The sequence below is a fragment of the Staphylococcus sp. AtHG25 genome (assembly GCF_003217445.1).
Lineage (GTDB): Bacteria > Bacillota > Bacilli > Staphylococcales > Staphylococcaceae > Staphylococcus > Staphylococcus haemolyticus.
Genome location: NZ_QJSN01000017.1, coordinates 12,820 through 39,309, shown reverse-complemented (window position 1 = coordinate 39,309; position 26,490 = coordinate 12,820). Strand labels below are relative to the sequence as shown.

Annotated in this window: 28 protein-coding genes and 2 rRNA genes; all 30 read left to right on the top strand. The window is 34.1% G+C overall.

Features of this window, described 5'->3' with window-relative positions:
* A 23S ribosomal RNA gene (locus BDW31_RS10795) occupies positions 1–110 on the top strand; the annotation flags it as partial.
* Between the two features lie 71 nt (positions 111–181).
* Positions 182–296: ribosomal RNA gene (gene rrf / locus BDW31_RS10790) — 5S ribosomal RNA — on the top strand.
* A 157-nt stretch (positions 297–453) separates the two neighbouring features.
* Positions 454–591, top strand: a complete 138-nt coding sequence (locus BDW31_RS12535; RefSeq protein WP_154230756.1) for a hypothetical protein — start codon at positions 454–456, stop codon at positions 589–591.
* A 78-nt stretch (positions 592–669) separates the two neighbouring features.
* Positions 670–1,203, top strand: a complete 534-nt coding sequence (locus tag BDW31_RS10785; RefSeq protein ID WP_110709643.1) for a GNAT family N-acetyltransferase — start codon at positions 670–672, stop codon at positions 1,201–1,203.
* Positions 1,204–1,225: 22 nt separating this feature from the next.
* Entirely contained in the window at positions 1,226–2,566 is a 1,341-nt protein-coding gene (locus BDW31_RS10780; RefSeq protein WP_048668045.1) for an aminotransferase class I/II-fold pyridoxal phosphate-dependent enzyme, read from the top strand.
* A gap of 1 nt (position 2,567) precedes the next feature.
* Entirely contained in the window at positions 2,568–3,179 is a 612-nt protein-coding gene (tmk, locus tag BDW31_RS10775; protein ID WP_037552627.1) for a dTMP kinase, read from the top strand.
* A gap of 33 nt (positions 3,180–3,212) precedes the next feature.
* On the top strand, positions 3,213–3,542 hold the full coding sequence (locus tag BDW31_RS10770; protein WP_011276778.1) for a cyclic-di-AMP receptor: 330 nt from the start codon (positions 3,213–3,215) through the stop codon (positions 3,540–3,542).
* 270 nt (positions 3,543–3,812) lie between these two features.
* Entirely contained in the window at positions 3,813–4,739 is a 927-nt protein-coding gene (locus BDW31_RS10765) for a DNA polymerase III subunit delta' C-terminal domain-containing protein (RefSeq protein ID WP_053025365.1), read from the top strand.
* Position 4,740: 1 nt separating this feature from the next.
* The gene (locus BDW31_RS10760; RefSeq protein WP_037552629.1) at positions 4,741–5,544 is read left to right on the top strand and encodes a PSP1 domain-containing protein; all 804 of its coding nucleotides are present in this window, start codon (positions 4,741–4,743) and stop codon (positions 5,542–5,544) included.
* 15 nt (positions 5,545–5,559) lie between these two features.
* Positions 5,560–5,958: a DNA replication initiation control protein YabA gene (gene yabA / locus BDW31_RS10755; RefSeq protein ID WP_037552630.1), complete on the top strand. Its 399-nt coding sequence runs from the start codon at positions 5,560–5,562 to the stop codon at positions 5,956–5,958.
* 155 nt (positions 5,959–6,113) lie between these two features.
* Positions 6,114–6,839, top strand: a complete 726-nt coding sequence (locus BDW31_RS10750; RefSeq protein WP_053017946.1) for a tRNA1(Val) (adenine(37)-N6)-methyltransferase — start codon at positions 6,114–6,116, stop codon at positions 6,837–6,839.
* Positions 6,832–7,080 carry a GIY-YIG nuclease family protein gene (locus tag BDW31_RS10745; protein WP_037536987.1) on the top strand — a complete coding sequence of 83 codons (249 nt, stop codon included), beginning with the start codon at positions 6,832–6,834 and terminating at the stop codon, positions 7,078–7,080. Before BDW31_RS10750 ends, BDW31_RS10745 begins: the two co-directional genes overlap by 8 nt.
* 2 nt (positions 7,081–7,082) lie before the next feature.
* Complete coding sequence (gene rsmI, locus BDW31_RS10740; protein ID WP_053025366.1) at positions 7,083–7,925, top strand: 16S rRNA (cytidine(1402)-2'-O)-methyltransferase; 843 nt, start codon at positions 7,083–7,085, stop codon at positions 7,923–7,925.
* Positions 7,926–8,176: 251 nt separating this feature from the next.
* Complete coding sequence (gene metG, locus BDW31_RS10735) at positions 8,177–10,156, top strand: methionine--tRNA ligase (RefSeq protein ID WP_110709642.1); 1,980 nt, start codon at positions 8,177–8,179, stop codon at positions 10,154–10,156.
* A 29-nt stretch (positions 10,157–10,185) separates the two neighbouring features.
* Positions 10,186–10,956: a TatD family hydrolase gene (locus tag BDW31_RS10730; protein WP_037552637.1), complete on the top strand. Its 771-nt coding sequence runs from the start codon at positions 10,186–10,188 to the stop codon at positions 10,954–10,956.
* A 143-nt stretch (positions 10,957–11,099) separates the two neighbouring features.
* Positions 11,100–11,648, top strand: a complete 549-nt coding sequence (gene rnmV / locus BDW31_RS10725) for a ribonuclease M5 (protein WP_011276769.1) — start codon at positions 11,100–11,102, stop codon at positions 11,646–11,648.
* A gap of 3 nt (positions 11,649–11,651) precedes the next feature.
* A complete protein-coding gene (gene rsmA, locus BDW31_RS10720; RefSeq protein ID WP_037552638.1) occupies positions 11,652–12,542 on the top strand; it encodes a 16S rRNA (adenine(1518)-N(6)/adenine(1519)-N(6))-dimethyltransferase RsmA in 891 nt (296 codons plus the stop codon).
* Positions 12,543–12,641: 99 nt separating this feature from the next.
* On the top strand, positions 12,642–12,905 hold the full coding sequence (veg, locus tag BDW31_RS10715; RefSeq protein WP_011276767.1) for a biofilm formation stimulator Veg: 264 nt from the start codon (positions 12,642–12,644) through the stop codon (positions 12,903–12,905).
* Positions 12,906–13,222: 317 nt separating this feature from the next.
* Complete coding sequence (ispE, locus tag BDW31_RS10710) at positions 13,223–14,071, top strand: 4-(cytidine 5'-diphospho)-2-C-methyl-D-erythritol kinase (protein WP_037552557.1); 849 nt, start codon at positions 13,223–13,225, stop codon at positions 14,069–14,071.
* Positions 14,072–14,086: 15 nt separating this feature from the next.
* Complete coding sequence (gene purR / locus BDW31_RS10705) at positions 14,087–14,911, top strand: pur operon repressor (protein WP_011276765.1); 825 nt, start codon at positions 14,087–14,089, stop codon at positions 14,909–14,911.
* A gap of 17 nt (positions 14,912–14,928) precedes the next feature.
* Positions 14,929–15,309 (top strand): RidA family protein, encoded by a 381-nt coding sequence (locus tag BDW31_RS10700; RefSeq protein ID WP_037552555.1) that lies wholly within the window; start codon positions 14,929–14,931, stop codon positions 15,307–15,309.
* Between the two features lie 67 nt (positions 15,310–15,376).
* Entirely contained in the window at positions 15,377–15,679 is a 303-nt protein-coding gene (gene spoVG / locus BDW31_RS10695; protein ID WP_037552552.1) for a septation regulator SpoVG, read from the top strand.
* A gap of 209 nt (positions 15,680–15,888) precedes the next feature.
* Positions 15,889–17,244, top strand: coding sequence for a bifunctional UDP-N-acetylglucosamine diphosphorylase/glucosamine-1-phosphate N-acetyltransferase GlmU (glmU, locus tag BDW31_RS10690; RefSeq protein WP_053025367.1), 1,356 nt, complete (start codon positions 15,889–15,891; stop codon positions 17,242–17,244).
* A 111-nt stretch (positions 17,245–17,355) separates the two neighbouring features.
* Entirely contained in the window at positions 17,356–18,321 is a 966-nt protein-coding gene (locus BDW31_RS10685) for a ribose-phosphate diphosphokinase (RefSeq protein WP_011276761.1), read from the top strand.
* 183 nt (positions 18,322–18,504) lie between these two features.
* Complete coding sequence (locus BDW31_RS10680) at positions 18,505–19,170, top strand: 50S ribosomal protein L25/general stress protein Ctc (RefSeq protein WP_016931264.1); 666 nt, start codon at positions 18,505–18,507, stop codon at positions 19,168–19,170.
* A 168-nt stretch (positions 19,171–19,338) separates the two neighbouring features.
* The gene (gene pth / locus BDW31_RS10675) at positions 19,339–19,911 is read left to right on the top strand and encodes an aminoacyl-tRNA hydrolase (RefSeq protein ID WP_011276759.1); all 573 of its coding nucleotides are present in this window, start codon (positions 19,339–19,341) and stop codon (positions 19,909–19,911) included.
* A complete protein-coding gene (gene mfd, locus BDW31_RS10670; RefSeq protein WP_046464819.1) occupies positions 19,908–23,417 on the top strand; it encodes a transcription-repair coupling factor in 3,510 nt (1,169 codons plus the stop codon). The genes pth and mfd overlap by 4 nt, the downstream gene beginning before the upstream one ends.
* A 64-nt stretch (positions 23,418–23,481) precedes the next feature.
* Positions 23,482–25,014 (top strand): polysaccharide biosynthesis protein, encoded by a 1,533-nt coding sequence (locus BDW31_RS10665; RefSeq protein ID WP_181414826.1) that lies wholly within the window; start codon positions 23,482–23,484, stop codon positions 25,012–25,014.
* Complete coding sequence (locus tag BDW31_RS10660; RefSeq protein WP_011276756.1) at positions 25,014–26,204, top strand: MazG nucleotide pyrophosphohydrolase domain-containing protein; 1,191 nt, start codon at positions 25,014–25,016, stop codon at positions 26,202–26,204. The genes BDW31_RS10665 and BDW31_RS10660 overlap by 1 nt, the downstream gene beginning before the upstream one ends.
* On the top strand, positions 26,201–26,479 hold the full coding sequence (locus BDW31_RS10655) for an RNA-binding S4 domain-containing protein (RefSeq protein WP_011276755.1): 279 nt from the start codon (positions 26,201–26,203) through the stop codon (positions 26,477–26,479). Before BDW31_RS10660 ends, BDW31_RS10655 begins: the two co-directional genes overlap by 4 nt.
* Positions 26,480–26,490 lie beyond the last annotated feature (11 nt).

Here is a 26,490-nt window from a genome sequence, read left to right as displayed (position 1 = left end):
CCCAACTTCGGTTATAAGATCCCTCAAAGATGATGAGGTTAATAGGTTCGAGGTGGAAGCGTGGTGACACGTGGAGCTGACGAATACTAATCGATCGAAGACTTAATCAATTTATTTCAATGTTTTGCGAAGCAAAATCATTTACTTACTATCTAGTTTTGAATGTATAATCATTCTCTTGTCTGGTGACAATGGCAAGGAGGTCACACCTGTTCCCATGCCGAACACAGAAGTTAAGCTCCTTAGCGCCGATGGTAGTTGGATTTACGTTCCGCTAGAGTAGGACGTTGCCAGGCAAATTGTATGGATGCGATGAGCCGATATCGAGACCGAAAGGTCTCTTTTTTTATGCATAAAAACAAAACCAAAGGTTTAATAAGATAACAACAAATAAAAGTGTAATAGCTTTACGAGGAGAAAGTGTTTGAAGCTGATGAATTGAGAAATTGAGAAGTGAGTTTAGTTGAGCTAAAAGAGCAAGCAATTTTAGAAAATGAGGAAGGAAGCGAGCGCTTGTCTCGAAGTAAAGTAAGTTTCTTAGCGCCGGTGGTAGCAGATTTACGTTCCGCTAGAGAAAGAATTATACCTTAACGAATAGAAAGTTAAAGTATTGAGTTACTTTACTTAGTTAAATCGCTTGTCTACACTGTAATTAAAGGAGTGCTAAGAATGATAATTAGAGCTTTAGAAGAAACAGACTTACAATTTGTACATCATTTAAATAACGAATATACGATTATGTCTTACTGGTTTGAAGAACCGTATGAATCATTAAGTGAGTTAAAAACGTTATATCAAAAGCATATTTTAGATGAATCAGAGAGAAGATTCATTATTGAAGATGATCGCACGTCTATCGGTGTTGTAGAACTAGTGGAAATTAACTTTGTACATAGAAATTGTGAAATTCAAATTATTATAGATTCACAATTTGGAAATAAAGGCTATGCTAAAAAAGCATTTAAAATGGCAATTGATTACGCCTTTTTAGTCTTGAACCTGAATAAAGTTTATTTATATGTGGATGTGAATAATGAAAAAGCAGTGCACATATATAAAAAAGCAGGTTTCATTATAGAAGGTGAATTAAAAGAACATTTTTATACTCAAGGAAAGTATAAAGATTGTTATGTCATGGGACTATTGAAAGCAAAGTGGATTGAACAACGCGATGGCAATGATGATTTATCGCAAGTGCACTAAATAATTAGAAAGTGTGTATAATATGGAACTTCCAATTTTTCATAAATTATCTCAATTGGTAAATGAAAATGCTATTTCTTTACATGTACCTGGTCACAAAAATGGAACAATCGGTAATGTAAAAAATTTGGACTTTAAGATGGATATGACTGAAATTACGGGACTTGATGATTTGCATCACCCAGAAGATATCATATTAAAAAGTATGCAACATATTCATAAGCAACCGGATTATGACGCGTATTTCTTAATTAATGGAACAACCTCAGGAATTTTATCAGTGATACAGTCATTTTCAAAATTAAAAGGGAATTATTTGATTAGTCGTAATGTGCACAAATCAGTCTTTCATGGATTGGATATTGTACAGCAACCTGCTGATATAATAGCAATGACTAAGAGTAATGATAGTAGTCAATATTTAGGTCCGGACACACAAAGTATGACATTTAATAATCAGAAGTTAGCTATTGTAACCTATCCAAACTATTATGGTGAATGCTTTGATATCAAAGCATTTGTAGATAGAGCACATCGTGAAGCGATACCAGTATTAGTTGATGAGGCACATGGTGCACATTTTAATTTAAAAAACTTTCCAAAATCTGCACTTGAAAGTGGCGCGGATTATGTTGTGCAGTCTTATCACAAGACATTGCCCGCACTCACGATGGGATCTATATTGTTTATTCATAAAGATGCGCCATTGAAAGATGAAATAGTGCGATATCTAGGATACTTTCAGACTTCTAGTCCTTCATATTTAGTGATGGCCAGTCTTGAGCTAGCACATCAATTTTATGTTGATTACGATAGTACGCTATTTTTTGAAAAAAGAAATCAACTTATTGATACGCTAAATATGATTGGATTAACTACTATTTGTGTAAGTGATCCTTTAAAATTATTAATTCAGTATCAAGGGTATTCTGGATTTGAAATACAAACATGGTTTGAACAAATGGGTATATACATTGAATTAGCTGACGACAAGCAAGTTTTATTTGTATTGCCGTTATGGCATGAGGACGATAAGTATCCATTTGAAACACTATTAAACAAAATCACTAAAATCAATCTACCATGTCCATTGTCAACTAAACAATCAACATCAATACATATACCGTTAGATGAAGGTACATACTTCCCACAAGATAGTGGTAACGTAACATGGGTTGATATTGATCAATCGATAGGTAAGATATTAGCAATGCACATCATACCATATCCACCGGGTATCCCTGTTTATTTAAAAGGGGAAAGAATAACCCAAAATATGATAAAATTAATGCGAGAATATCTTCAAAAAGGCGATAGAGTTGAAGGTATAAAACAAGAAAAAATATTAGTTAAGGATGAATAAAATGTCGGCGTTTATAACATTCGAGGGTCCTGAAGGTTCAGGTAAGACAACTGTATTGCAACGTGTGTCTGAAAAGTTAGCTCAGGATTATCAGTTGATTGCTACTAGAGAACCTGGAGGAGTACCAACTGGTGAAGAAATACGTAAGGTAGTATTAGAAGGGGAAAATATGGACATACGTACAGAAGCAATGTTGTTTGCTGCTTCTAGAAGAGAACACCTAGTAGAAAAAGTTGTGCCCGCGTTAAATGATAATAAAATTGTCTTATGTGATAGATATATTGATAGCTCTCTTGCATATCAAGGTTATGCAAGGGGTATAGGTATTGAAGAAGTGAAGCAATTAAATGATTTTGCAATAAATGGTCTTTATCCAAATTTAACCATTTATTTAGATATTACGGCAGAAGTCGGTAGAGATAGAATACTTAAAAATCAACGAGATCAAAATCGGCTTGATAAAGAAGATATTGCATTTCACGAGAAGGTGATTGAAGGATATCGACAAATCATTCAAGAAACACCTCAGCGTTTTGCAGTGGTAGATGCGACACGTAATATTGATGATGTAGTCAATGAAACTTATGAGATAATCTTAAATTTTTTAAAATAATTATGATATAATAACAAGAAGAGGTGTTTTAAGATGAAAATGATTATAGCGATCGTTCAAGATCAGGATAGTCAAGAACTTTCAGACCAACTCGTAAAAAATAACTTTAGAGCTACAAAATTAGCAACTACTGGTGGATTTTTAAGAGCAGGTAACACTACTTTCTTATGTGGTGTAGATGATGACCGTGTAGATGATATTTTATCAGTCATTGATCATACTTGCGGTAATAGAGATCAACTTGTTTCACCAATGACACCAATGGGAGGTAGTGCAGATTCTTACATACCATATCCTGTTGAAGTGGAAGTAGGAGGCGCTACAGTATTTGTAATGCCAGTCGAATCATTCCATAGATTTTAACATTTAAAAGTAATGAATAATGAAATTAAGACACCTTAGATGAATAAACAATATTCGAGGTTGGGACATTATGGCTTATGCTCTGGAACACTGATAGACGGTGTTTGAAGGCAGATTTAGCAAACTTTTTTGCAACATGTTAAGTTGTAGAGAAACTCGATTCGACAAAATTTGAAATATAATTTTGCTAATCGGTAAGTTTGCATAAATTCTAAATGCTTTGGTCCTAACCTCTTTTATATTATAAAGTTGAATAAGGAGTAAGCAAGCATGGATGAACAACAAAAATTAGCGAATGCGTATCATTCAAATAAACTATCGCATGCCTACCTTTTTGAAGGTGATGATGCACAATCAATGAAGCATGTAGCGATGGAATTTGCAAAACTTATTCTATGTAATGGGAATCAGCAATGTGAAATGAAAGTTGAAACCTTCAACCAACCAGACTTCATGTATGTATCTTCTGAAGAAAATTCAATTAAGAAAGAGCAAATTGAGCAATTGGTACATCGTATGAATCAACTTCCTATTGAAGGAACACATAAAGTTTATATCATTGAAGATTTTGAAAAGCTTACTGTTCAAGGGGAAAATAGTATATTAAAGTTTTTAGAAGAACCACCTGAGAATACGATAGCCATTTTGTTATCAACGAAGCCAGAACAAATCTTAGATACAATTCATTCACGTTGTCAGCATGTTTATTTTAAACCAAGTGATAAACAAGACTTTATAGATAGATTAGTTGATGAAGATATTAATAGAGCTGTAGCTGAAATGCTAAGCACCTATACTACGCAACTAGAAACTGCAATAGATTTAAATGAAGAACATGATTTAGTTACACTTAGGAAAGTGATTTTACATTGGTGTGACTTATTATTAACGAATAGACCTATGGCATTAATTGGAATAATAGATTTATTAAAAAATGCGAAAAATCGTAAGTTACAATTACTAACGCTAGCAGCCGTTAACGCGTTTTTTGAGGATATTATGCATGCCAAAATAGGAATTGAACGAGATTTTACATACACAGATTTAAAAGGTAATATAGAAAAATATGCGAATCAGTTATCGCTAAACCAAGTTATAACAATGTACAACCAAATTACAGAAGCGCACAAAAAATTAATGCAAAATGTTAATCCGACGCTTGTATTTGAACAAATAGTAATCAAAGGTGTGAGTTAGAATGCCAAATATCGTAGGTGTACAATTTCAGAAAGCAGGGAAATTGGAATATTATGCGCCTAATGATTTAGACGTAAATGTAGATGATTGGGTTGTTGTCGAATCTAAACGAGGCATTGAAATTGGAAGTGTAAAGTTTCCACCTAAAGATGTTGAAGATGGTGATGTTACATTACCTTTAAAAGAAATTATACGCGTTGCTACAGAGCAAGATATCGAAACGTATTATCAAAATGATGAAGATGCCACTAATGCATTACAATTATGTAAAGACTTAGTTAAAGAACAGCAACTGGATATGCGATTAGTTAATTGTGAATATACATTAGATAAATCAAAAGTAATTTTTAATTTTACAGCAGATGATCGTATTGATTTTCGTAAACTCGTAAAACATTTAGCACAAAATTTAAAGACACGTATCGAATTAAGACAAATCGGTGTTCGAGATGAAGCCAAATTACTAGGTGGTATTGGTCCATGTGGTCGTTCACTATGTTGTGCCACATTTTTAGGGGATTTTGAACCGGTTTCAATTAAAATGGCTAAAGATCAAAATCTGTCATTAAATCCTACTAAAATTTCTGGTGCTTGTGGTCGATTGATGTGTTGTTTAAAATATGAAAATGATTTTTATGAAGAGGCAAGAGCACAGTTGCCTGATTTAGGGGATAAAATTGTGACACCTGAAGGCAAAGGACAAGTCATTGGGTTGAATATTCTAGATATTTCAATGCAAGTTAAAATCGATGGTTTAGAACAGCCGTTAGAATATAAAATGGAAGAATTAGAAGCTTTTAATTAAGGAGGCACGTTACTTTTGAATCGCAATGACTTATTTGAAAAAATTGTAAAACTTGAAAGTAATGTTAATCAATTAAATCAGGAAATGAGTGAACTGAAAGCATTATCTATCCAACTTATTGAAGAAAATGTTGCCTTACAAGTTGAAAATGATAATTTAAAATCATTGATGGCTAAGAGTGAACAAGAGGTTGAAGATGTCAGAGTTACTAATCGTATTGAAAAAGACAACAAGCCAATGAGTAAGGAAAGAGATAATAAAAGTTCAATTAAACATGTTAAGAAACCATTGCCAAGTAAGGATAACTTAGCAGTATTATATAGCGAAGGATTCCATATTTGTAATGGAGAATTATTTGGTAAACACCGATATGGTGAGGATTGTTTACTATGTATGAATGTATTAAATAGTTAGACCATTGGTCAGTTGATATTGCCAGTGGATTGACAGTACGTCGCAAATGTAAAGTGAAATTGATTAAAGCGTACGCTAATGATTAGGGATGGATTTCAACACTTTGAAATATAACGATGTGTTGTAAAGACATCTCTTTTTTAGGAGAAAAAATTATGTTAAAAGCTAATGAGCGTATTGATGACTTATTTAAAGAAAATTTGAAAATTATACAAAATGACGATGTTTTTTCATTTTCAACAGATGCTTTATTGTTAGGGCATTTTACCGAAGTGAGGAAGAATGACAAAATATTAGACCTTTGCGCGGGAAATGGTGTGATTGCACTCTTGTTATCAGCTAAAGGATCGCAAACAATTGAGAGTATCGAGATACAAGAACAATTGGCTGATATGGCTCGTCGTAGCTTCGAATATAACGATTTAACGAATCGATTATTAATGCATCACATGGATTTAAAAGATGTGTACCAAAACTTTAAACCATCTCAATATACGTTAGTCACGTGTAATCCTCCTTATTTTAAAAGCAATCAACGTCATCAACATCAAAAAGAGGCGCATAAGATTGCGAGACATGAGATTATGTGTACATTAGAGGATTGTATGTTGGCAGCGCGTCATTTATTAAAGCAAGGTGGTCGACTTATGATGGTTCATCGAGCTGAAAGGTTAATGGATGTCTTAACTGAGATGCGCAAAGCCAGTATTGAACCGAAACGAGTGGTTTTTATTTATAGTAAAATTGATAAATCGGCTGTTACGATTGTAGTAGAGGGACGCAAAAACGGTAACCAGGGATTAACCATTGCACCACCATTTTACATCTATAACAATCAGGGTGACTATACTGATGAAATGAAAGAGGTGTATTATGGCTAAACATTATGTTTATATAGTTAAATGCAAAGATAATTCATTATATACGGGTTATACTACCAATGTAGAGGCACGTATTGCGACTCATAATGCAGGAAAAGGGGCTAAATATACTAAAACAAGACGTCCGGTAGTGTTAGTTTATCAAGAAATGTTTAGTTCAAAATCAGAAGCAATGCGAAGAGAGTATGAAATTAAAACATATAGCAGACAACAAAAATTAAAAATGATTGAGGAGCGTTAAATATGGCGACATTATATTTAGTGGGAACGCCTATAGGAAATCTAGGTGATATTACATTTCGTGCAATTGAAACTTTAAAAAATGCTGATTTTATAGCTTGTGAAGATACACGAGTGACCAAAAAGCTTTGCAATCATTATGATATTCAAACACCGCTCAAATCATATCATGAACATAATAAGTCACAGCAAACTGAGTATTTAATTGACTTGTTAAATGAAGGTTACAATATCGCTTTAGTGTCAGATGCAGGTTTACCTTTAATAAGCGATCCGGGTTATGAGTTGGTCGTTGCAGCCCACAGTTATGACATTCATGTAGAAACCGTGCCTGGTCCTAATGCAGGTTTAACTGGACTAATGGCAAGTGGCCTACCATCCTATACGTATACATTTTTAGGCTTTTTACCTAGAAAAGAAAAAGATAAAGTAGCAGTATTGCAGGAACGAATGTTTCAAGATAGCACATTAATTATTTATGAGTCACCATTCCGTGTTGTTGAAACGTTAAAAGCCATTTCCAAAGTTGATGATACTAGACGTGTTGCAGTGGGTCGTGAATTAACTAAAAAGTTTGAACAAATTGTGATGCAAGAAGTTGGGCACTTAATAAATGCATTTCAAAACGATGAAATTATGCAAAAAGGTGAATTTGTAATCTTGATTGAGGGCGCTAAGCCTCTTGAAACTGAACAATGGTTTCAATCACTTACCATTTCAGAGCATGTCGAACACTATATATCAGAACAAAATATTAAACCTAAAAAGGCGATTAAGTTAGTCGCAGAAGACCGTCATATGAAGACTGGAGAAGTTTATGATATATATCATGATGTCAATCAATGATGTGGCAATGAAACGTTGATTAATTAAATATTTTTCTGGGAAAATGGGCAATGAAAATCTTATGAAATACCCCATAAATTAATGAATTTATGGTAATGTTAATAGGATACGACATTAGAAAATTGATATGAGTTATAATAAGAAATAACTTAATATAAAAGGATATCGTGATGCGTTTAAGTATCAAAATCCATAATGAACAAAATAACACGTATATATTATTATTTTGTAAACGATGAGGAGGACTATTGATGGCGAAAGAAACATTTTATATTACAACCCCAATTTATTATCCGAGTGGTAATTTACATATCGGCCATGCATATTCAACAGTAGCTGGTGATGTAATTTCACGTTATAAACGTATGCAAGGCTATGATGTTCGTTACTTAACTGGTACAGATGAACATGGCCAAAAAATTCAAGAAAAAGCTCAAAAAGTAGGTAAAACTGAATTAGAATATTTAGATGAAATGATCAGTGGTATTAAAAGTCTTTGGAGTAAGTTAGAAATCTCTAATGATGACTTTATTCGTACTACAGAAGATCGTCATAAACAAGTAGTAGAAAAAGTTTTTGAGCGTCTTTTAAAACAAGGTGATATTTACCTTGGTGAGTATGAAGGGTGGTATTCGGTACCAGATGAAACATATTACACTGAATCGCAATTAGTAGATCCAATATATGAAAATGGCAAAATTGTTGGCGGAAAAAGTCCAGATTCAGGTCATGAAGTTGAGTTAGTTAAAGAGGAAAGCTATTTCTTTAATATTAATAAATACACAGATAGATTATTAGAATTTTATGATGCTAATCCAGATTTCATTCAACCGCCTTCAAGAAAAAATGAAATGATTAACAACTTTATTAAACCTGGTTTAGAAGATTTAGCTGTTTCACGTACATCATTTGACTGGGGCGTCAGAGTGCCATCCAATCCTAAACACGTTGTATATGTATGGATTGATGCATTAGTAAACTATATTTCTGCATTAGGATACTTATCAGATGATGATGAATTATTCAAGAAATATTGGCCAGCAGATGTGCATTTAATGGCTAAAGAAATTGTACGTTTCCACTCAATTATTTGGCCAATTTTATTAATGGCGTTAGACTTACCGCTTCCTAAAAAAGTATTTGCACATGGTTGGATTCTGATGAAAGACGGTAAAATGAGTAAATCTAAAGGTAATGTGGTAGATCCTAACGTATTAATTGACCGCTATGGTCTTGATGCAACACGCTATTATTTAATGCGCGAACTACCATTTGGCTCTGATGGAGTATTCACTCCTGAAGCTTTTGTAGAGCGCACTAACTATGATTTAGCAAATGACTTAGGTAACTTAGTAAATCGTACAATCTCTATGATTAATAAGTATTTCCAAGGTGAACTGCCTGCATATGAAGGTCCTAAACATGAACTAGACGAAGATATGGAAGCATTAGCACATGAAACTGTGAAACATTTCAATGAAAGTATGGAAAGTTTCCAATTCTCTGTAGCTTTATCTACTGTATGGAAGTTTATTAGTCGTACAAATAAATATATCGATGAGACTACACCATGGGTATTAGCTAAGGATGATAGTCAAAAAGATATGCTTGGTAATGTCATGGCACATTTAGTTGAAAATATTCGATATGCTGCAGTGTTACTACGTCCATTCTTAACACATGCACCTAAAGAAATTTTCAAACAACTGAATATTAATGAACCTGAATTATTTGAATTAGAAAGTCTTGAACAATATGGTGCATTAAAACAACCAATTATGGTAACTGAGAAGCCAACACCAATCTTCCCACGTTTAGACACTGAAGCGGAAATTGCATATATTAAAGAATCAATGCAACCTCCAAAGTCTGAAGAATCTAAAGATGAAGTGGAAGAGCCAAGTAAAGCGCAAATTGATATTAAAGATTTTGATAAAGTTGAAATTAAAGCAGCAACAATTACTGATGCTGAAAACGTTCCAAAGTCTGATAAATTGTTAAAAATTCAAATTGACTTAGGTTCAGAGCAACGTCAAATTGTTTCTGGAATCGCTAAGTTTTATCGTTCAGAAGATATTATCGGTAAAAAAGTTGCAGTGGTCACTAACTTAAAACCTGCTAAATTAATGGGTCAAAAGTCAGAAGGCATGATTTTATCAGCTGAAAAAGATGGTGTCTTAACATTAGTTAGTTTACCAAGTGCAATTCCAAATGGTGCAGTTATTAAATAGTAATAAATTGTAAAATTAGGAGAGATAAAATGTTAATCGATACACATGTCCATTTAAATGATGAACAATATGCGGAAGATTTAACTGAAGTCATTTCTCGTGCGAGAGAAGCAGGCGTTGATCGCATGTTTGTCGTTGGTTTTGATACACCGACAATCGAACGTGCTATGGAACTGATTGATCAATATGATTTTATTTATGGAATTATAGGTTGGCATCCTGTTGATGCGATTGATTTTACAGATGAACGTTTACAATGGATTGAAGAGTTATCAAAGCATCCTAAAGTTATTGGTATTGGAGAAATGGGCTTAGATTATCATTGGGATAAATCTCCAGCTGAAGTTCAAAAAGACGTATTTAGAAAGCAAATTACTCTCGCTAAAAGAGTGGGCTTGCCTATCATTATTCATAATCGCGAAGCTACGCAAGATTGTGTAGATATCTTAATGGAAGAACATGCTGAAGAAGTAGGCGGAATTATGCATAGTTTCAGTGGTTCTCCTGAAATTGCAGATGTAGTTATTAATAAGCTGAACTTCCATATTTCTTTAGGTGGTCCAGTTACATTTAAGAATGCTAAGCAACCTAAAGAAGTCGCAAAACATGTACCTATGGATAGATTGTTAGTTGAAACAGATGCGCCTTATCTTTCACCTCATCCATATAGAGGTAAACGTAATGAACCAGAACGTGTGACTTTAGTTGCTGAACAAATTGCAGAATTACGTGGTATGTCATATGAAGATGTATGTCATCAAACTACGGAAAATGCTGAACGTTTATTTAAATTAAAATAATAATATATGTCTGAGAAAGATGTTAAACCGTGTCTGTCATGGTATGATTTTATAAACATGACACACGACATCTTTCTCATTTTTTATGTGATAAGTAGTTATAATATATGTGAAATGAATTTGAAAGGTAAGGATTTTTTATTATGAAAATCAATGAATTTATCGTAGTAGAAGGTAGAGATGACACAGAACGAGTAAAGTCGGCTGTTGAATGTGATACGATTGAAACAAATGGGAGTGCTATCAATAAAGAGACTTTAGCAGTCATCCAAAATGCACAAGAAACAAGAGGTGTTATCGTATTAACTGATCCTGACTTTCCCGGTGATAAAATACGTCACACGATTACAGAACACGTTTCAGGTGTTAAACATGCATACTTAGATAGAGAAAAGGCTAAAAATAAGCGTGGTAAAATCGGTGTTGAACATGCGCATCCAAAAGATATTAGAGACGCATTAATGCACGTCAGTTCTCCTTTTGAAGAAGCGGAAGAATCAATCGACAAAAGTGTTCTCATAGACTTAGGATTAATAATTGGTAAAGACGCACGTCGTAAAAGAGAAATACTAGGTCGTAAATTACACATCGGACATTCAAATGGCAAGCAACTGCTTAAGAAACTCAATGCATTTGGTTATACTGAATCAGATGTGCGCGAAGCGTTATCTATGGAAAAGGAGAGTGAATAAAAGGTGGAGAGAAAAGATATTGCGACACCTTCAAGAACTAAGGCATTGTTAGATCAGTTTGGATTTAACTTTAAAAAAAGTTTAGGACAAAATTTCTTAGTAGATGTGAATATCATTCATAAAATTATAGATGCAAGTGAAATTGACGACAACACAGGTATTATTGAAGTTGGTCCCGGTATGGGTTCTTTAACAGAGCAATTAGCTAAAAGAGCTAAAAAGGTGATGTCATTTGAAATTGATCAACGACTTATACCTGTACTAAAAGAAACGCTAGCGCCATATGACAACGTTACGATAATTAACGAAGATATATTGAAAGCAGACATTGGTAAGGCGGTTAAAACGTATTTGAATGATTGTGACAAAATCATGGTCGTAGCTAATTTACCATATTATATTACAACACCAATTTTATTGAATTTAATGCAACAAGATATTCCGATTGATGGTTATGTTGTTATGATGCAAAAAGAGGTTGGTGAACGTTTAAATGCCCAAGTAGGAACAAAGGCTTATGGTTCATTATCTATTGTTACACAATACTATACAGAAACAAGTAAAGTGTTAACGGTTCCTAAAACAGTTTTCATGCCACCACCTAATGTAGATTCTATTGTTGTTAAATTAATGCAAAGAGAGACGCCACTCGTCAGCGTGGATGACGAAGAAACTTTCTTTAAATTAGCTAAAGCAGCTTTTGCGCAAAGACGTAAAACAATTTACAACAATTATCAGAATTTCTTTAAAGATGGAAAAAAGCATAAAGAAAGTATATTAAAATGGCTTGAACAAACAGGTATTGATCCTAAAAGACGTGGGGAAACGCTATCAATACAAGATTTTGCACGATTGTATGAAGAAAAGAAAAATTTCCCAGAATTAGAAAATTAAATTGTTGACAAAGCGCTACTACATTGATAAAATTTAAATTTTATTTGACATAACCTTGCAAAATATGGTATTATGTAACTTGTAGCGAGGTGGAGCAATATGCCAAAATCAATTTTGGACATCAAAAATTCTATTGATTGTCATTTAGGAAATCGTATTGTACTAAAAGCCAACGGTGGTCGTAAAAAAACAATCGAACGTTGCGGTGTTTTAAAAGAAACGTATCCTTCAGTATTCGTTGTTGAATTAGACCAAGATAAGCATAATTTTGAAAGAGTTTCGTATACATATACGGATGTTCTTACAGAGAACGTACAAGTTTCATTTGAAGAAGATAATCATCAAGAAGTAGTTGCACACTAATTTAGACATAAATATAGAGTGGTTTAGTGTACTACAACTCTATAAATTAAAATGTATTGGGTGTTGGGCTTATTAAGTTCAACACTCTTTTTTTGTAGAAGATTAAGATATGCGTCAAACGTGAGACAGTGAATGCTTCTATCTCACTTCCAATCATTTTACTTAAAAATAATATAATTTCATTAGAAAACGTATATTAGTGAATTAAATTGATTGTTTTATTAAGATTTTACATAAATTTGTCATGTATCTATCAAATATTTTAAGTCTTTGTGTTAAAATCATCTTATTACTATAGATGAAGAGAGGGCGGAAAAATGATATATGAAACGGCACCAGCCAAGATAAATTTGACGCTCGATACACTTTTCAAAAGAGATGATGGATATCATGAAATTGCAATGATTATGACGACAGTTGATCTGAACGATCGATTATCTTTCCAAAAAAGAAAAGATAAAAAAATCGTTGTTGATATTGAACATAACTATGTTCCAAATGATCATAAAAATTTGGCTTATCGTGCAGCGCAATTGATGATGGAAACCTATGATTTAAATGAAGGTGTCACCATTACTATAGATAAAGATATCCCCGTTTCTGCCGGTTTAGCAGGAGGATCAGCTGATGCAGCTGCTACGTTGCGTGGTATTAATCGTCTGTTTAATTTGGATAAATCTTTGCATGAACTAAGTGATTTGGGAATACAAATTGGAACAGACATTCCGTTTTGCATCTATAACAGAACTGCTGTATGCAAAGGTAGAGGTGAAAAGATACGCTTTTTAAAAAAGCCACCTTCAGCTTGGGTAGTTTTAGCGAAACCTAATTTAGGTATATCATCCGCGGATGTATTCAAAGCGTTAGATTTGGATGATGCACATCATGTAGATACAGAAATGTGCGAGAAGGCGATTGTTGAAGGTGATTATAAACAGTTATGTGAAAGCTTATCGAATCGTCTAGAACCAGTATCAATGTCAATGCATCCTGAAATTGAAAAAATAAAAAATAATATGTTGCAATGTGGTGCAGATGGCGCATTAATGAGTGGTAGTGGTCCAACCGTATATGGGCTTGCTCAAAAAGAAAGCCAAGCGAAAAAGATATATAATGCTGTTAATGGCTGCTGTAATGAAGTGTATTTAGTAAGATTATTAGGATAGAAGGGTGAACAACAAATGAGGTATAAAAGAAGTGAACGTATCGTCTTTATGACACAGTATTTAATGAATCATCCAAATCAGTTAATACCTTTAACTTTTTTTGTGAAAAAATTTAAACAAGCGAAGTCTTCAATTAGTGAAGATGTTCAAATTATTAAGAATACTTTCCAAAAAGAAAAGCTAGGTACAGTTATTACGACTGCAGGTGCTAGTGGTGGTGTAACTTACAAACCAATGATGAGTAAAGAAGAGGCTTCGGAAATTGTTGAAGAAGTTATTGAACTACTTCAAGAAAAAGAACGATTATTACCTGGTGGATATCTTTTCTTATCAGATTTAGTAGGTAACCCTTCTTTACTTAATAAAGTTGGTAAATTAATTGCTAGCATTTATATGGAAGAAGATCTTGATGCGGTTGTAACAATCGCTACAAAAGGGATATCGCTTGCCAATGCGGTAGCTAACGTATTAAATTTACCTGTAGTAGTAATAAGAAAAGACAATAAAGTTACTGAGGGATCTACTGTATCGATTAACTACGTGTCTGGCTCTTCACGTAAGATCGAAACGATGGTGCTTTCTAAACGTACATTAGCTGAAAATTCTAATGTGCTTGTCGTGGATGATTTTATGAGAGCAGGAGGTTCAATCAACGGTGTCATGAATCTTATGAATGAGTTTAAGGCACAAGTTAAAGGGGTATCTGTACTTGTAGAATCAAAAGAAGTTAAACAAAGATTGATTGAGGATTATACTTCTTTAGTTAAATTATCTGATGTTGATGAATACAATCAGGAATTTAAAGTAGAACCTGGCAATAGTTTGTCTAAATTTTCTTAAAAGGAGTTTATTACATCATGAAAACAATTAACACTAAAAAAGCACCAGAAGCTTTAGGACCATACTCACACGCTATGGTTGTGAATAATTTAGTATTCACATCTGGACAAATCCCATTAGATACTGAAGGGAATATTGTCAGTGATGATGTGAAAGAGCAAACAAAACAAGTGCTAGACAATTTGTCTGTCGTACTTGAAGAAGCTGGTTCGGATTTAAACTCAGTTGTGAAAGCAACCATTTTTATCTCCGACATGAATGAATTTCAACAAATAAATGAAGTCTATGGTAGTTATTTCAGTGAACATCAACCAGCGCGTAGTTGTGTTGAAGTTGCAAGATTACCTAAAGACGTTAAAGTTGAAATTGAAGTTGTAGGTAAAGTAAAAGGAATATAATTTCCTTGATTAAAGAATTGTCAAGCTTCTAACAAACAAAGATATATATACTAGGGGGGCTCACTACATGAAAGTGACAGATGTTAGACTTAGAAAAATAGAAACAGATGGCAGAATGAAAGCACTTGTTTCAATTACATTAGACGAAGCTTTTGTAATTCACGATTTACGTGTAATTGAAGGGAACTCAGGTCTTTTCGTTGCTATGCCAAGTAAACGTACACCAGATGGTGAATTCCGTGATATCGCGCATCCAATCAACTCTGATATGAGACAAGAAATTCAAGATGCCGTTATGAAAGTATATGACGAAACAGATGAAGTTATTCCAGATAAAAATGCTTCATCAGAAGATTCAGACGAAGCTTAAATAAATCATACATTATAGCAGGTTCAGCATTTAAATTTGTTGAACCTGCTTTTTAAATATCAAGTGCGGTATAAAGCGTTCTACTAGTGAATACATATTTTGAAAAATTTAAATAGACTAAATTATAAAACCTTCTAAATCTTGAAACTCGAACTTGAGTTAAATTATAATAAATTAGAAGTGTAAAATTTATTGGAGGGTTACCACTCATGCAAAGAAATGCGGTAATATTAGCAGCTGGAAAAGGTACTAGAATGAAATCAAATAAATATAAAGTGCTACATAAAGTTGCTGGAAAATCAATGGTAGAACATGTGTTAACAAATGTTAAGAATGCTGGTGTTAACCAAATCGTGACAATTGTAGGTCATGGTGCTGAAGACGTTAAAGAAACATTGGGGAACCAATCGTTATATAGCCATCAAGAAGAACAATTAGGAACAGCACATGCTGTAAAGATGGCTAACGAACATTTGAAAGAAGTGGAAGGTACAACTTTAGTTGTTTGTGGAGACACACCACTCATTACAGCTCATACGTTACAAAAGTTAATTGAGCATCATGAAAGTACTCATGCGCAAGCGACAGTATTATCAGCAACTGCTCAGATTCCGTTTGGTTATGGGCGAATTGTTCGCGATGAACAACGTAGACTACAACGTATTGTTGAAGAAAAAGACGCGTCAGAAACACAAAAAGCATTAACGGAAATTAGTTCTGGAATTTTTGCGTTTGATAATCGAGTTCTTTTCTCTAAATTAGAAGAAGTTAAAAATGATAATGCTCAAGGTGAATACTACTTGCCAGATGTGATCAGCTTAATCTTAGCTGATAATGGTGTTGCTGAAGTTTATCACACAGACGATTTTAATGAGATTATGGGTGTAAATGATCGTGTCATGTTAAGTAATGCGGAAAAGGCGTTGCAACAACATATTAACATTGAGCATATGAGAAATGGTGTAACTATTATCGACCCTACAACTACATTTATTGGACCAGATGTCAAAATAGGTATGGATACAATTATTGAACCTGGTGTACGTATTAATGGTGAAACAGAAATAGGAGAAGAAGCTGTCATCGGTCAATACTCTGAAATCAACAATAGTCATATTGGCTCACAAGTTGACATTAAACAATCAGTTATTAATGATTCAATCGTTGGTGATAAAACAAAAGTTGGACCATTCGCGCAACTAAGACCTGGTTCAAACTTAGGTTCAGATGTAAAAGTGGGTAACTTTGTCGAAGTGAAAAAAGCAGATCTTAAAGATGGGGCTAAAGTATCTCACTTAAGTTATATTGGAGATGCTGAAATCGGTGAACGTACAAACATTGGTTGTGGTTCAATCACAGTAAATTATGATGGTGTTAATAAATTTAAAACGGTTGTAGGTAAAGATGCATTTATTGGATGTAATACTAACTTAGTGGCACCTGTAACTGTTGGTGACGGTGTGTTAATCGCTGCAGGTTCAACAATTACCGACAACGTCCCTAATGAAAGTTTAGCCCTTGCGCGTGCCCGTCAAATCACAAAAGAAGGATATCTCAAAAAATAATTTTTTGATAAAATTTGGTATCTCTTTTCCACAATTTTTTGTTGAACATAGTAAAAGCGATTAATTTTTTATATAATGAAAGTGTCTAAGTTAAAAATTGGAGGACTATAAATGTTAAATAATGAATACAAGAATTCATCTTTAAAGATTTTCTCTTTAAAAGGAAATGAGCCATTAGCACAAGAGGTAGCTGATCGAGTAGGGATTGAATTAGGGAAATGTTCTGTTAAACGCTTTAGCGATGGAGAAATTCAAATCAATATTGAAGAAAGTATTCGTGGATGTGATGTTTTCATTATCCAACCAACTTCAAATCCGGTTAATTTACACTTGATGGAGTTATTGATTATGATTGATGCTTGTAAGCGTGCATCAGCAGCTAATATCAATATTGTGGTTCCATATTATGGCTATGCACGTCAAGATAGAAAAGCACGTAGCCGTGAACCTATTACAGCTAAGTTAGTAGCTAACTTAATTGAAACAGCTGGTGCTAATCGCATGATTGCATTAGATTTACATGCACCACAAATTCAAGGATTCTTTGATATTCCAATTGACCATTTAATGGGTGTACCAATCATTGGTCAACATTTTGAGAATGACCCTAACATTGACCCAGAAGAATGTGTCGTAGTATCACCGGACCACGGTGGCGTTACACGCGCACGTAAACTTGCTGACATTTTAAAAACTCCGATTGCAATTATTGATAAACGACGTCCTAAACCAAACGTAGCAGAAGTAATGAATATTGTTGGTGAAATTGAAGGACGCACTGCGATTATTATTGATGACATTATTGATACAGCAGGAACAATCACTTTAGCTGCGCAAGCTTTAAAAGATAAAGGTGCTAAAGATGTGTATGCTTGTTGTACACACCCAGTTTTATCAGGTCCTGCTAAGGAGCGTATCGAGAATTCAGCAATTAAAGAATTAATCGTTACAAATTCAATCTTATTAGATGACACACGTAAACCATCAAACACTAAAGAATTATCAGTAGCTGGATTACTTGCTCAAGCAATTATTCGAGTATATGAACGTGAATCAGTAAGTGTATTATTTGACTAAAGTTTACAATTGCGTTTGACTTATACATTTCAACCGTGTATAATACATTCGTTCGTGGTTTTACGAACTAATAAACACTTACAAGCAACTTATAAAGTTGATGGGTAAGTGAAGGGAAGTCCAGAACTTTATATTCTCACGATAATAAGTATCTAGACTTGAAAATGAAAGGTGGAAATACGAATGGCTTCATTAAAGTCAATCATCCGTCAAGGTAAACAAACACGTTCTGACCTTAAAAAATTACGTAATACAGGTAAAGTACCTGCAGTAGTTTATGGTTATGGTACTAAAAATACTTCAGTTAAAGTTGATGAAGTTGAATTCATCAAAGTTATCCGTGAAGTAGGACGTAACGGTGTTATCGATTTAGGCGTTGGTTCTAAATCAATCAAAGTTATGGTGTCAGATTATCAATTCGACCCACTTAAAAACCAAATTACACACATCGACTTCTTAGCAATCAACATGACTGAAGAACGTACTGTTGATGTACCAGTTCACTTAGTAGGTGAAGCTGCTGGTGCTAAAGAAGGTGGCGTAGTTGAACAACCATTATTCGACTTACAAGTTACAGCAACTCCAGAAAATATCCCTGAATCAATTGAAGTTGACATTACTGAATTAGAAGTTAATGACAGCTACTCAGTTTCAGATATTAAAGTTTCTGGCGATTTCACAATTGAAAACGACCCAGAAGAATCTGTTGTAACAGTAGTTCCTCCAACTGATGAACCTACTGAAGAAGAAGTTGAAGCTATGGAAGGTGAAGCAGTAACTGAAGAACCTGAAGTAGTTGGTGAAGAAAAAGAAGAAGATAGCGAAGAAGAAAATAAAGACGAAGAATAATTCGTTGATTGTTATCTTTATGGGAGTGGAACATGAATTCTTAATGAATTCTGTTCTACTCCCTTTTTGTGTTATTATAGGGAATGTTATAAAATAATGAATAATTGATATATGCACAATTCTATTCAGTTAGTCGTTATAAATGAATCACAATGGAGGTAACATCGTATGAAATGTATTGTGGGTCTTGGGAATATAGGCAAGCGATTTGAGTTAACAAGACACAATATCGGTTTTGAAGTCATTGATTACATTTTGAAGAAACATAATTTCTCATTAGATAAACAAAAATTTAAAGGTGCTTATACTATTGAACGTTTAAATGGTGACAAGGTTCTATTTATTGAACCAATGACTATGATGAATCTTTCTGGTGAAGCAGTAGGGCCATTAATGGATTACTATAATGTTGAAGTGGAAGATTTAATCGTCTTGTATGATGATTTAGATTTATCTCAAGGTCAAATCCGCTTGCGTCAAAAAGGTAGCGCTGGAGGACATAATGGTATGAAGTCTATCATTAAACATTTAGGTACAGATCAATTTAAACGAATTCGTATTGGCGTAGGGAGACCAACGAATGGTATGTCAGTACCTGATTATGTATTACAGAAATTTTCAAAAGAAGAGATGATTACTATGGATAAAGTGATTGAACATTCAGCACACGCTGTGGAAGCTTTTATTGAAAGTTCACGCTTCGACCATGTAATGAATCAATATAATGGAGAAGTCAATTGAGACCTATCATTTCAGACTATATTCAAAATGATAAACGTTTCCAGGAACTCGATGATGTATTCGGTCATCAAAACATTCTTGTTACTGGTCTCTCTCCCTCTGCGAAAGCTACGATTATCGCTGAAAAGTATCTAAAAGATCAAAAACAAATGTTGTTAATCACTAACAACTTATATCAAGCAGATAAATTAGAAACTGATATTTTACAATATATCGATCATTCTGAAGTTTATAAATATCCTGTACAAGATATTATGACTGAAGAATTTTCAACGCAAAGCCCTCAACTTATGAGTGAACGTGTAAGAACACTGACTGCATTAGCTCATAATAAGAAAGGGTTATTTATCGTTCCTTTGAACGGATTGAAAAAGTGGCTCACGCCATTTGAACTATGGAAAGATCATCAAATTACGCTTAGAGTAGGCGAGGATATAGATGTCGATGAATTCTTAAATAAATTAGTGAATATGGGATATCGTCGCGAGAGTGTTGTATCACATATAGGCGAGTTCTCATTGCGTGGAGGCATTATCGATATTTACCCACTCATAGGTCAACCTGTTCGAATAGAATTGTTTGATACAGAAGTTGATTCAATTCGTGACTTCGATGTTGAGACGCAACGTTCAAATGACAATATTGAAGAAGTTTCAATCACAACAGCAAGTGATTACGTTATTACAGATGATGTCATTCAACATTTACAATCAGAATTGAAGACCGCATATGAAGCAACACGACCAAAAATTGACAAGTCTGTTCGTAATGATTTGAAAGAGACATATGAAAGTTTCAAGTTATTTGAAACAACGTTTTTTGATCATCAATTATTACGTCGTTTGGTGGCATTTATGTACGAGCAACCTTCAACGCTTATTGACTATTTTGCAAAAGACGCCATCATTGTAGCTGACGAATATAATCGCATTAAAGAAACTGAAAAGACGCTAACAACTGAAGTGGACGATTTCATTCAGAACTTAATAGAAAGTGGAAACGGATTTATCGGTCAATCATTTATGCAATATGATGGTTTTGAGTCGTTATTGAAGGATTATCCAGTGACGTACTTCACTTTGTTTACGTCCACTATGCCTGTTCAGTTACAACATATTATTAAGTTTTCTTGTAAACCAGTACAACAGTTTTATGGGCAATACGATATTATGCGTTCTGAATTCCAACGCTATGTACACAACGACTATCATATCGTGGTGTTAGTTGAAACTGAAACGAAAGTTGAACGAATTCAATCGATGTTGAATGAGATGCATATACCAACTGTTACTAATGTTCACAATGACATTAAATCTGGCCAAGTCGTCGTTACAGAGGGCAGTCTTTCAGAAGGTTTCGAATTACCTTATATGCAACTTGTTGTTATAACTGAGAGAGAATTGTTCAAAACAAAACAAAAGAAACAGCGTAAACGTACTAAAACTTTATCTAATGCTGAAAAAATCAAGTCATATCAAGACCTTAATGTTGGTGACTACGTCGTACATGTACATCATGGGGTAGGGCGTTATCTTGGTGTTGAAACTTTAGAAGTTGGAGATGTTCACCGAGATTATATTAAATTGCAATATAAAGGCACAGACCAACTCTTTGTACCAGTCGATCAAATGGATCAAGTTCAAAAATATGTTGCTTCAGAAGATAAGTCGCCTAAATTAAATAAACTTGGTGGCTCAGAATGGAAGAAAACAAAAGCTAAAGTTCAACAAAGTGTCGAAGATATTGCTGATGAATTAATCGCATTATATAAAGAACGTGAAATGTCGGTAGGTTATCAATATGGTGAAGATACCGCTGAGCAAAGTGCATTTGAAATGGACTTCCCATATGAATTAACGCCTGACCAAGCGAAATCGATAGACGAAATTAAAGGTGATATGGAACGCGAGCGACCAATGGATCGTCTATTATGTGGTGACGTAGGTTATGGTAAAACAGAAGTTGCTGTTAGAGCAGCTTTTAAAGCAGTAATGGAAGGGAAACAAGTTGCATTTCTTGTACCTACAACGATTTTAGCGCAACAACATTATGAAACGTTAATTGAACGAATGCAGGATTTTCCAGTACAAATTGAATTGATTAGTCGATTCCGTTCAACTAAAGAAGTCAAAGAAACTAAAGAAGGTCTTAAATCAGGATACGTTGATATTGTTGTTGGAACACATAAATTATTAGGCAAAGATATTCATTATAAAGATTTAGGATTATTAATAGTCGATGAAGAACAACGTTTTGGTGTACGTCATAAAGAACGTATTAAGACAATGAAGACGAATGTAGACGTACTGACGTTAACTGCAACGCCTATTCCTAGAACTTTACACATGAGTATGCTAGGAGTACGGGATTTATCAGTCATTGAGACACCTCCAGAAAATCGCTTCCCTGTACAAACTTATGTGTTAGAACAAAATAGTAATTTTATTAAAGAAGCTTTAGAACGAGAATTATCACGTGATGGACAGGTATTCTATTTATACAACAGAGTTCAATCCATTTATGAAAAGCGTGAACAATTACAGATGTTAATGCCGGATGCTAATATTGCCGTTGCACATGGTCAGATGACAGAACGTGATCTTGAAGAAACAATGCTAAGCTTTATTAATGGCGAATTTGATATTTTAGTGACTACAACGATTATTGAGACAGGTGTAGATGTACCTAACGCGAATACTCTAATCATTGAAGAAGCAGATCGCTTTGGATTAAGCCAATTGTATCAATTGCGCGGTCGTGTAGGACGCTCAAGTCGAATTGGCTATGCATACTTCTTACATTCTGCGAATAAAGTGCTAACTGAAACTGCAGAAGAAAGATTACAAGCTATTAAAGAATTTACTGAATTGGGTTCAGGATTCAAAATTGCTATGCGTGATTTAAATATTCGTGGTGCCGGAAACTTACTAGGTAAACAACAACACGGCTTTATTGATTCGGTTGGCTTTGACTTGTATTCACAAATGTTAGAAGAAGCGGTTAATGAAAAACGTGGAATTAAAGAAGAAGAACCAGATGCACCAGAAGTAGAAATGGAACTCAACTTAGATGCCTATTTACCTGCAGAATACATTCAAAATGAGCAAGCAAAAATTGAAATTTATAAAAAACTACGTAAAGTTGAAACAGAAGAACAATTATTTGATATTAAAGACGAATTGATAGATCGATTCAATGATTATCCAGTTGAAGTTGAACGTTTACTTGAAATGGTTGAAATTAAAATACATGCGCTACATGCAGGGGTAACTTTAATTAAAGATAAAGGTAAGCAAATTGAAGTGTCATTATCAACGAAAGCAACAGAACAAATGAACGGTGAAGAACTGTTTAAACAAACACAACCTTTAGGACGTGCAATGAAACTAGGTGTTAAAGAAAATCGCATGCATGTAACACTTACCAAGTCTAAGCAATGGTTAGATAACTTGAAATTCCTTGTGAGATGTCTTGAAGGAAGTATGGTTATTGAAGATGAAAACTAAAAGCATATCAGAATCTAAATCTACACAATCGTTATCATCTAAGAGTTCAAACGAGTTCAAACACATTGAACCCTCTAACTACACAGCGTTCAATGGCGTTGTGATTCTAACCCTTGCACTCATCATAGTTAAAATTTTAAGTGCAATTTACAGAGTGCCTTACCAAAATGTTCTCGGAGATACTGGGTTGTATGCTTATCAACAAATATATCCAATTGTGGCGCTAGGTATGATTTTATCTATGAATGCTATTCCAAGTGCGGTAACGCAAACGCTGGGTATTAATGGACAACCGTCTTCGTTTTCAAAAGTGCTAATACGATTTCAAACGTTAGGCATAGTAATATTTTTAATGCTCTTATTATTAGCGCACCCAGTGGCTATATTGATGGGAGATTCAAGACTTGCACCTATGATACGAATGGCAAGTTTGAGTTATTTATTTATTGGTATATTAGGTGTGTGTCGTGGTTATTATCAAAGTCAAAGACGTATGAATATACCCGCTATTTCCCAGGTTATTGAACAAATCATTCGTGTTGGTCTCATCATTGTAGCCATTGGTTTATTTATGATTAAAGATTGGTCGATATATCAAGCAGGAACGATTGCTATTTTAGCTTCTGCACTTGGTTTTTTAGGTTCAAGTCTCTTTTTAATAGTTATGAAACCTTTCTCTTTTAAGATGCAGAATTTATCAGCAAATATACCTTGGAAAGACTTACTTATGGCTACACTTGTATTTGCATTGAGCCAATTATTGGTCATATTATGGCAATTTATAGATAGCTTTACAATCGTTCATACACTACAATCACACGGCCTACATTTTAAAGAAGCAATCATGCAAAAAGGAATTTATGATCGTGGTGCTTCATTTATACAAATGGGTTTAATTGTTACGACAACTTTTAGTTTTGTGTTAATCCCACTTTTAACTGAAGCAATCGAACAACGAAATCAAATTAAAATGAATCGTTACGCTAATGCATCGCTTAAAATCACTATATTAATTAGTTCAACAGCTGGTATAGGATTAATTAATTTATTACCTATGATGAATGCAGTCTTCTTTAAGACCAATAGTTTAGGTTTTACACTTGGATTCTATATGTTAACGGTTATCTGTGTATCGCTTATAATGATGGATATTGCATTATTACAAGTACTCAATTGCATTCGTCCGATATTGATTGGTGTAACTATTGGCTTAGTAGTGAAAGCGATACTCAACGTCCTATTGATTCATCATTATGGTATTGCTGGCGCTAGTATTAGCACTGTTTTGTCCCTTATTTGTTTTGTAATTATATTGCATAAAGAAGTGCTTAAGCAGTATCACTTTAGTCAAATGAAACCATTCATTTTGAAAATGTTTACTGCGCTTGTCATCATGACGATAATCATTCAAATTATTATGCAGATATTACCTCAAGTGGGACGTATAGGTGGACTTATAGAGTTAGTTGTTGTGGCAATCATAGGCATTGCCGTATTATTAATATTAGTTATATATATGAACATCTTAGGTTATAAAGAATTAAAACATTTGCCATTTGGCGAAAAGCTTTATCATATAAAGAAAGGACGACATTAATGACACATACAATTACAATTGTTGGTTTAGGAAACTACGGTTTAGATGAGTTGCCACTCGGTATATATCGTTTTTTAATACAACAACCGCTTGTTTATACTAGGACACTAGACCATCCTGTAATTAATCAATTACAAGATGAACTTAAATTCGAAAGTTTTGATACTATTTATGAAAAGAATGAAGATTTCGATTCTGTGTATCAACAAATTGTTGATGTATTAATAGAAAAAGCGCAATCACAAGATGTTGTCTATGCCGTACCTGGACATCCACGTGTAGCTGAAACAACGACGGCCAAGTTGTTAGACTACAATGACCATCATCAAGACGTGAATGTTAAAATGCTAGGTGGTAAAAGTTTTATTGATGATATCTTCGCAGCGATTAACCAAGATCCTAACGATGGTTTCACTTTGTTAGATGGTACGGCATTGACCGAACAGTTATTAAATGTGCGTACACATACACTTATTACTCAGGTATATAGTGCTATGGTTGCAGCAGATATTAAAATTACTTTGATGGAACATTATCCAGATGATTTTCCAGTCAAAATAGTGACTGGCGCACATAGCACTGGCGCCTCTGTACTAGAGGTACCTCTATTTGAACTTGATCATCACGAAGACGCATTTAATAATTTAACAAGTGTCTACGTTCCTAAAGTGACAAATGATGAAGTATTATATCGAAACTTTGATTATGCAGTAGAGATTATAGATCGCTTAGTCGATGATGAAACTGGTTGTCCATGGGATCGTGTTCAAACTCATGCCTCCCTCAAACGCTATCTATTGGAAGAAAGCTTTGAATTATTCGAAGCAATTGATAATGAAGATGATTGGCACATGATAGAAGAATTAGGAGATATCTTACTTCAAGTTCTCTTACATGCAAGTATTGGCAAAAAAGAAGGCTATATGGACATTCAAGAAATCATTGAAAGCTTAAGTGCTAAGATGATTCGTCGTCATCCACATATTTTTGGTGATGAAAAAGCAGCATCGATAGAAGAACTAAATGACATTTGGCAGACAGCTAAAAGTAAAGAAGGTAAAGCACCACGAGTTAAATTTGAGAAAGTATTTGCAGACCACTTCATGGCATTGTATGATAAAACCAAAAATAAGGATTTTGATGAAGAAACCCTTAGAAACTTTTTGCAACAAGGGGAGAAAGATTCATGAGATTAGATAAATATTTAAAAGTATCGCGACTTGTTAAACGTCGTACTTTAGCGAAAGAGATAAGTGATCAAGGACGTATTACCATTAATGGGAATGTAGCTAAAGCTGGAACAGATGTTAAGGTAGAAGATGAATTAGTTATTCGTTTCGGACAAAAGCTTGTTACAGTTAAAGTAACTGGTTTAAGCGAACATGCTTCTAAAGAAAATGCTAAAGGTATGTACGATTTAATTAAAGAAGAACGTATTAATCAGAATCAATTTGAAGAAGAATAGACTGAAGGAGG

Coding starts and splice junctions, on each gene's coding strand:
- BDW31_RS10785 (WP_110709643.1), top strand. CDS start 670: ATGATAATTAGAGCTTTAGAAGAAACAGACTTACAATTTGTACATCAT.
- BDW31_RS10780 (WP_048668045.1), top strand. CDS start 1,226: ATGGAACTTCCAATTTTTCATAAATTATCTCAATTGGTAAATGAAAAT.
- tmk (WP_037552627.1), top strand. CDS start 2,568: ATGTCGGCGTTTATAACATTCGAGGGTCCTGAAGGTTCAGGTAAGACA.
- BDW31_RS10770 (WP_011276778.1), top strand. CDS start 3,213: ATGAAAATGATTATAGCGATCGTTCAAGATCAGGATAGTCAAGAACTT.
- BDW31_RS10765 (WP_053025365.1), top strand. CDS start 3,813: ATGGATGAACAACAAAAATTAGCGAATGCGTATCATTCAAATAAACTA.
- BDW31_RS10760 (WP_037552629.1), top strand. CDS start 4,741: ATGCCAAATATCGTAGGTGTACAATTTCAGAAAGCAGGGAAATTGGAA.
- BDW31_RS10750 (WP_053017946.1), top strand. CDS start 6,114: ATGTTAAAAGCTAATGAGCGTATTGATGACTTATTTAAAGAAAATTTG.
- BDW31_RS10745 (WP_037536987.1), top strand. CDS start 6,832: ATGGCTAAACATTATGTTTATATAGTTAAATGCAAAGATAATTCATTA.
- rsmI (WP_053025366.1), top strand. CDS start 7,083: ATGGCGACATTATATTTAGTGGGAACGCCTATAGGAAATCTAGGTGAT.
- metG (WP_110709642.1), top strand. CDS start 8,177: ATGGCGAAAGAAACATTTTATATTACAACCCCAATTTATTATCCGAGT.
- BDW31_RS10730 (WP_037552637.1), top strand. CDS start 10,186: ATGTTAATCGATACACATGTCCATTTAAATGATGAACAATATGCGGAA.
- rnmV (WP_011276769.1), top strand. CDS start 11,100: ATGAAAATCAATGAATTTATCGTAGTAGAAGGTAGAGATGACACAGAA.
- veg (WP_011276767.1), top strand. CDS start 12,642: ATGCCAAAATCAATTTTGGACATCAAAAATTCTATTGATTGTCATTTA.
- ispE (WP_037552557.1), top strand. CDS start 13,223: ATGATATATGAAACGGCACCAGCCAAGATAAATTTGACGCTCGATACA.
- purR (WP_011276765.1), top strand. CDS start 14,087: ATGAGGTATAAAAGAAGTGAACGTATCGTCTTTATGACACAGTATTTA.
- BDW31_RS10700 (WP_037552555.1), top strand. CDS start 14,929: ATGAAAACAATTAACACTAAAAAAGCACCAGAAGCTTTAGGACCATAC.
- spoVG (WP_037552552.1), top strand. CDS start 15,377: ATGAAAGTGACAGATGTTAGACTTAGAAAAATAGAAACAGATGGCAGA.
- glmU (WP_053025367.1), top strand. CDS start 15,889: ATGCAAAGAAATGCGGTAATATTAGCAGCTGGAAAAGGTACTAGAATG.
- BDW31_RS10685 (WP_011276761.1), top strand. CDS start 17,356: ATGTTAAATAATGAATACAAGAATTCATCTTTAAAGATTTTCTCTTTA.
- BDW31_RS10680 (WP_016931264.1), top strand. CDS start 18,505: ATGGCTTCATTAAAGTCAATCATCCGTCAAGGTAAACAAACACGTTCT.
- pth (WP_011276759.1), top strand. CDS start 19,339: ATGAAATGTATTGTGGGTCTTGGGAATATAGGCAAGCGATTTGAGTTA.
- BDW31_RS10660 (WP_011276756.1), top strand. CDS start 25,014: ATGACACATACAATTACAATTGTTGGTTTAGGAAACTACGGTTTAGAT.
- BDW31_RS10655 (WP_011276755.1), top strand. CDS start 26,201: ATGAGATTAGATAAATATTTAAAAGTATCGCGACTTGTTAAACGTCGT.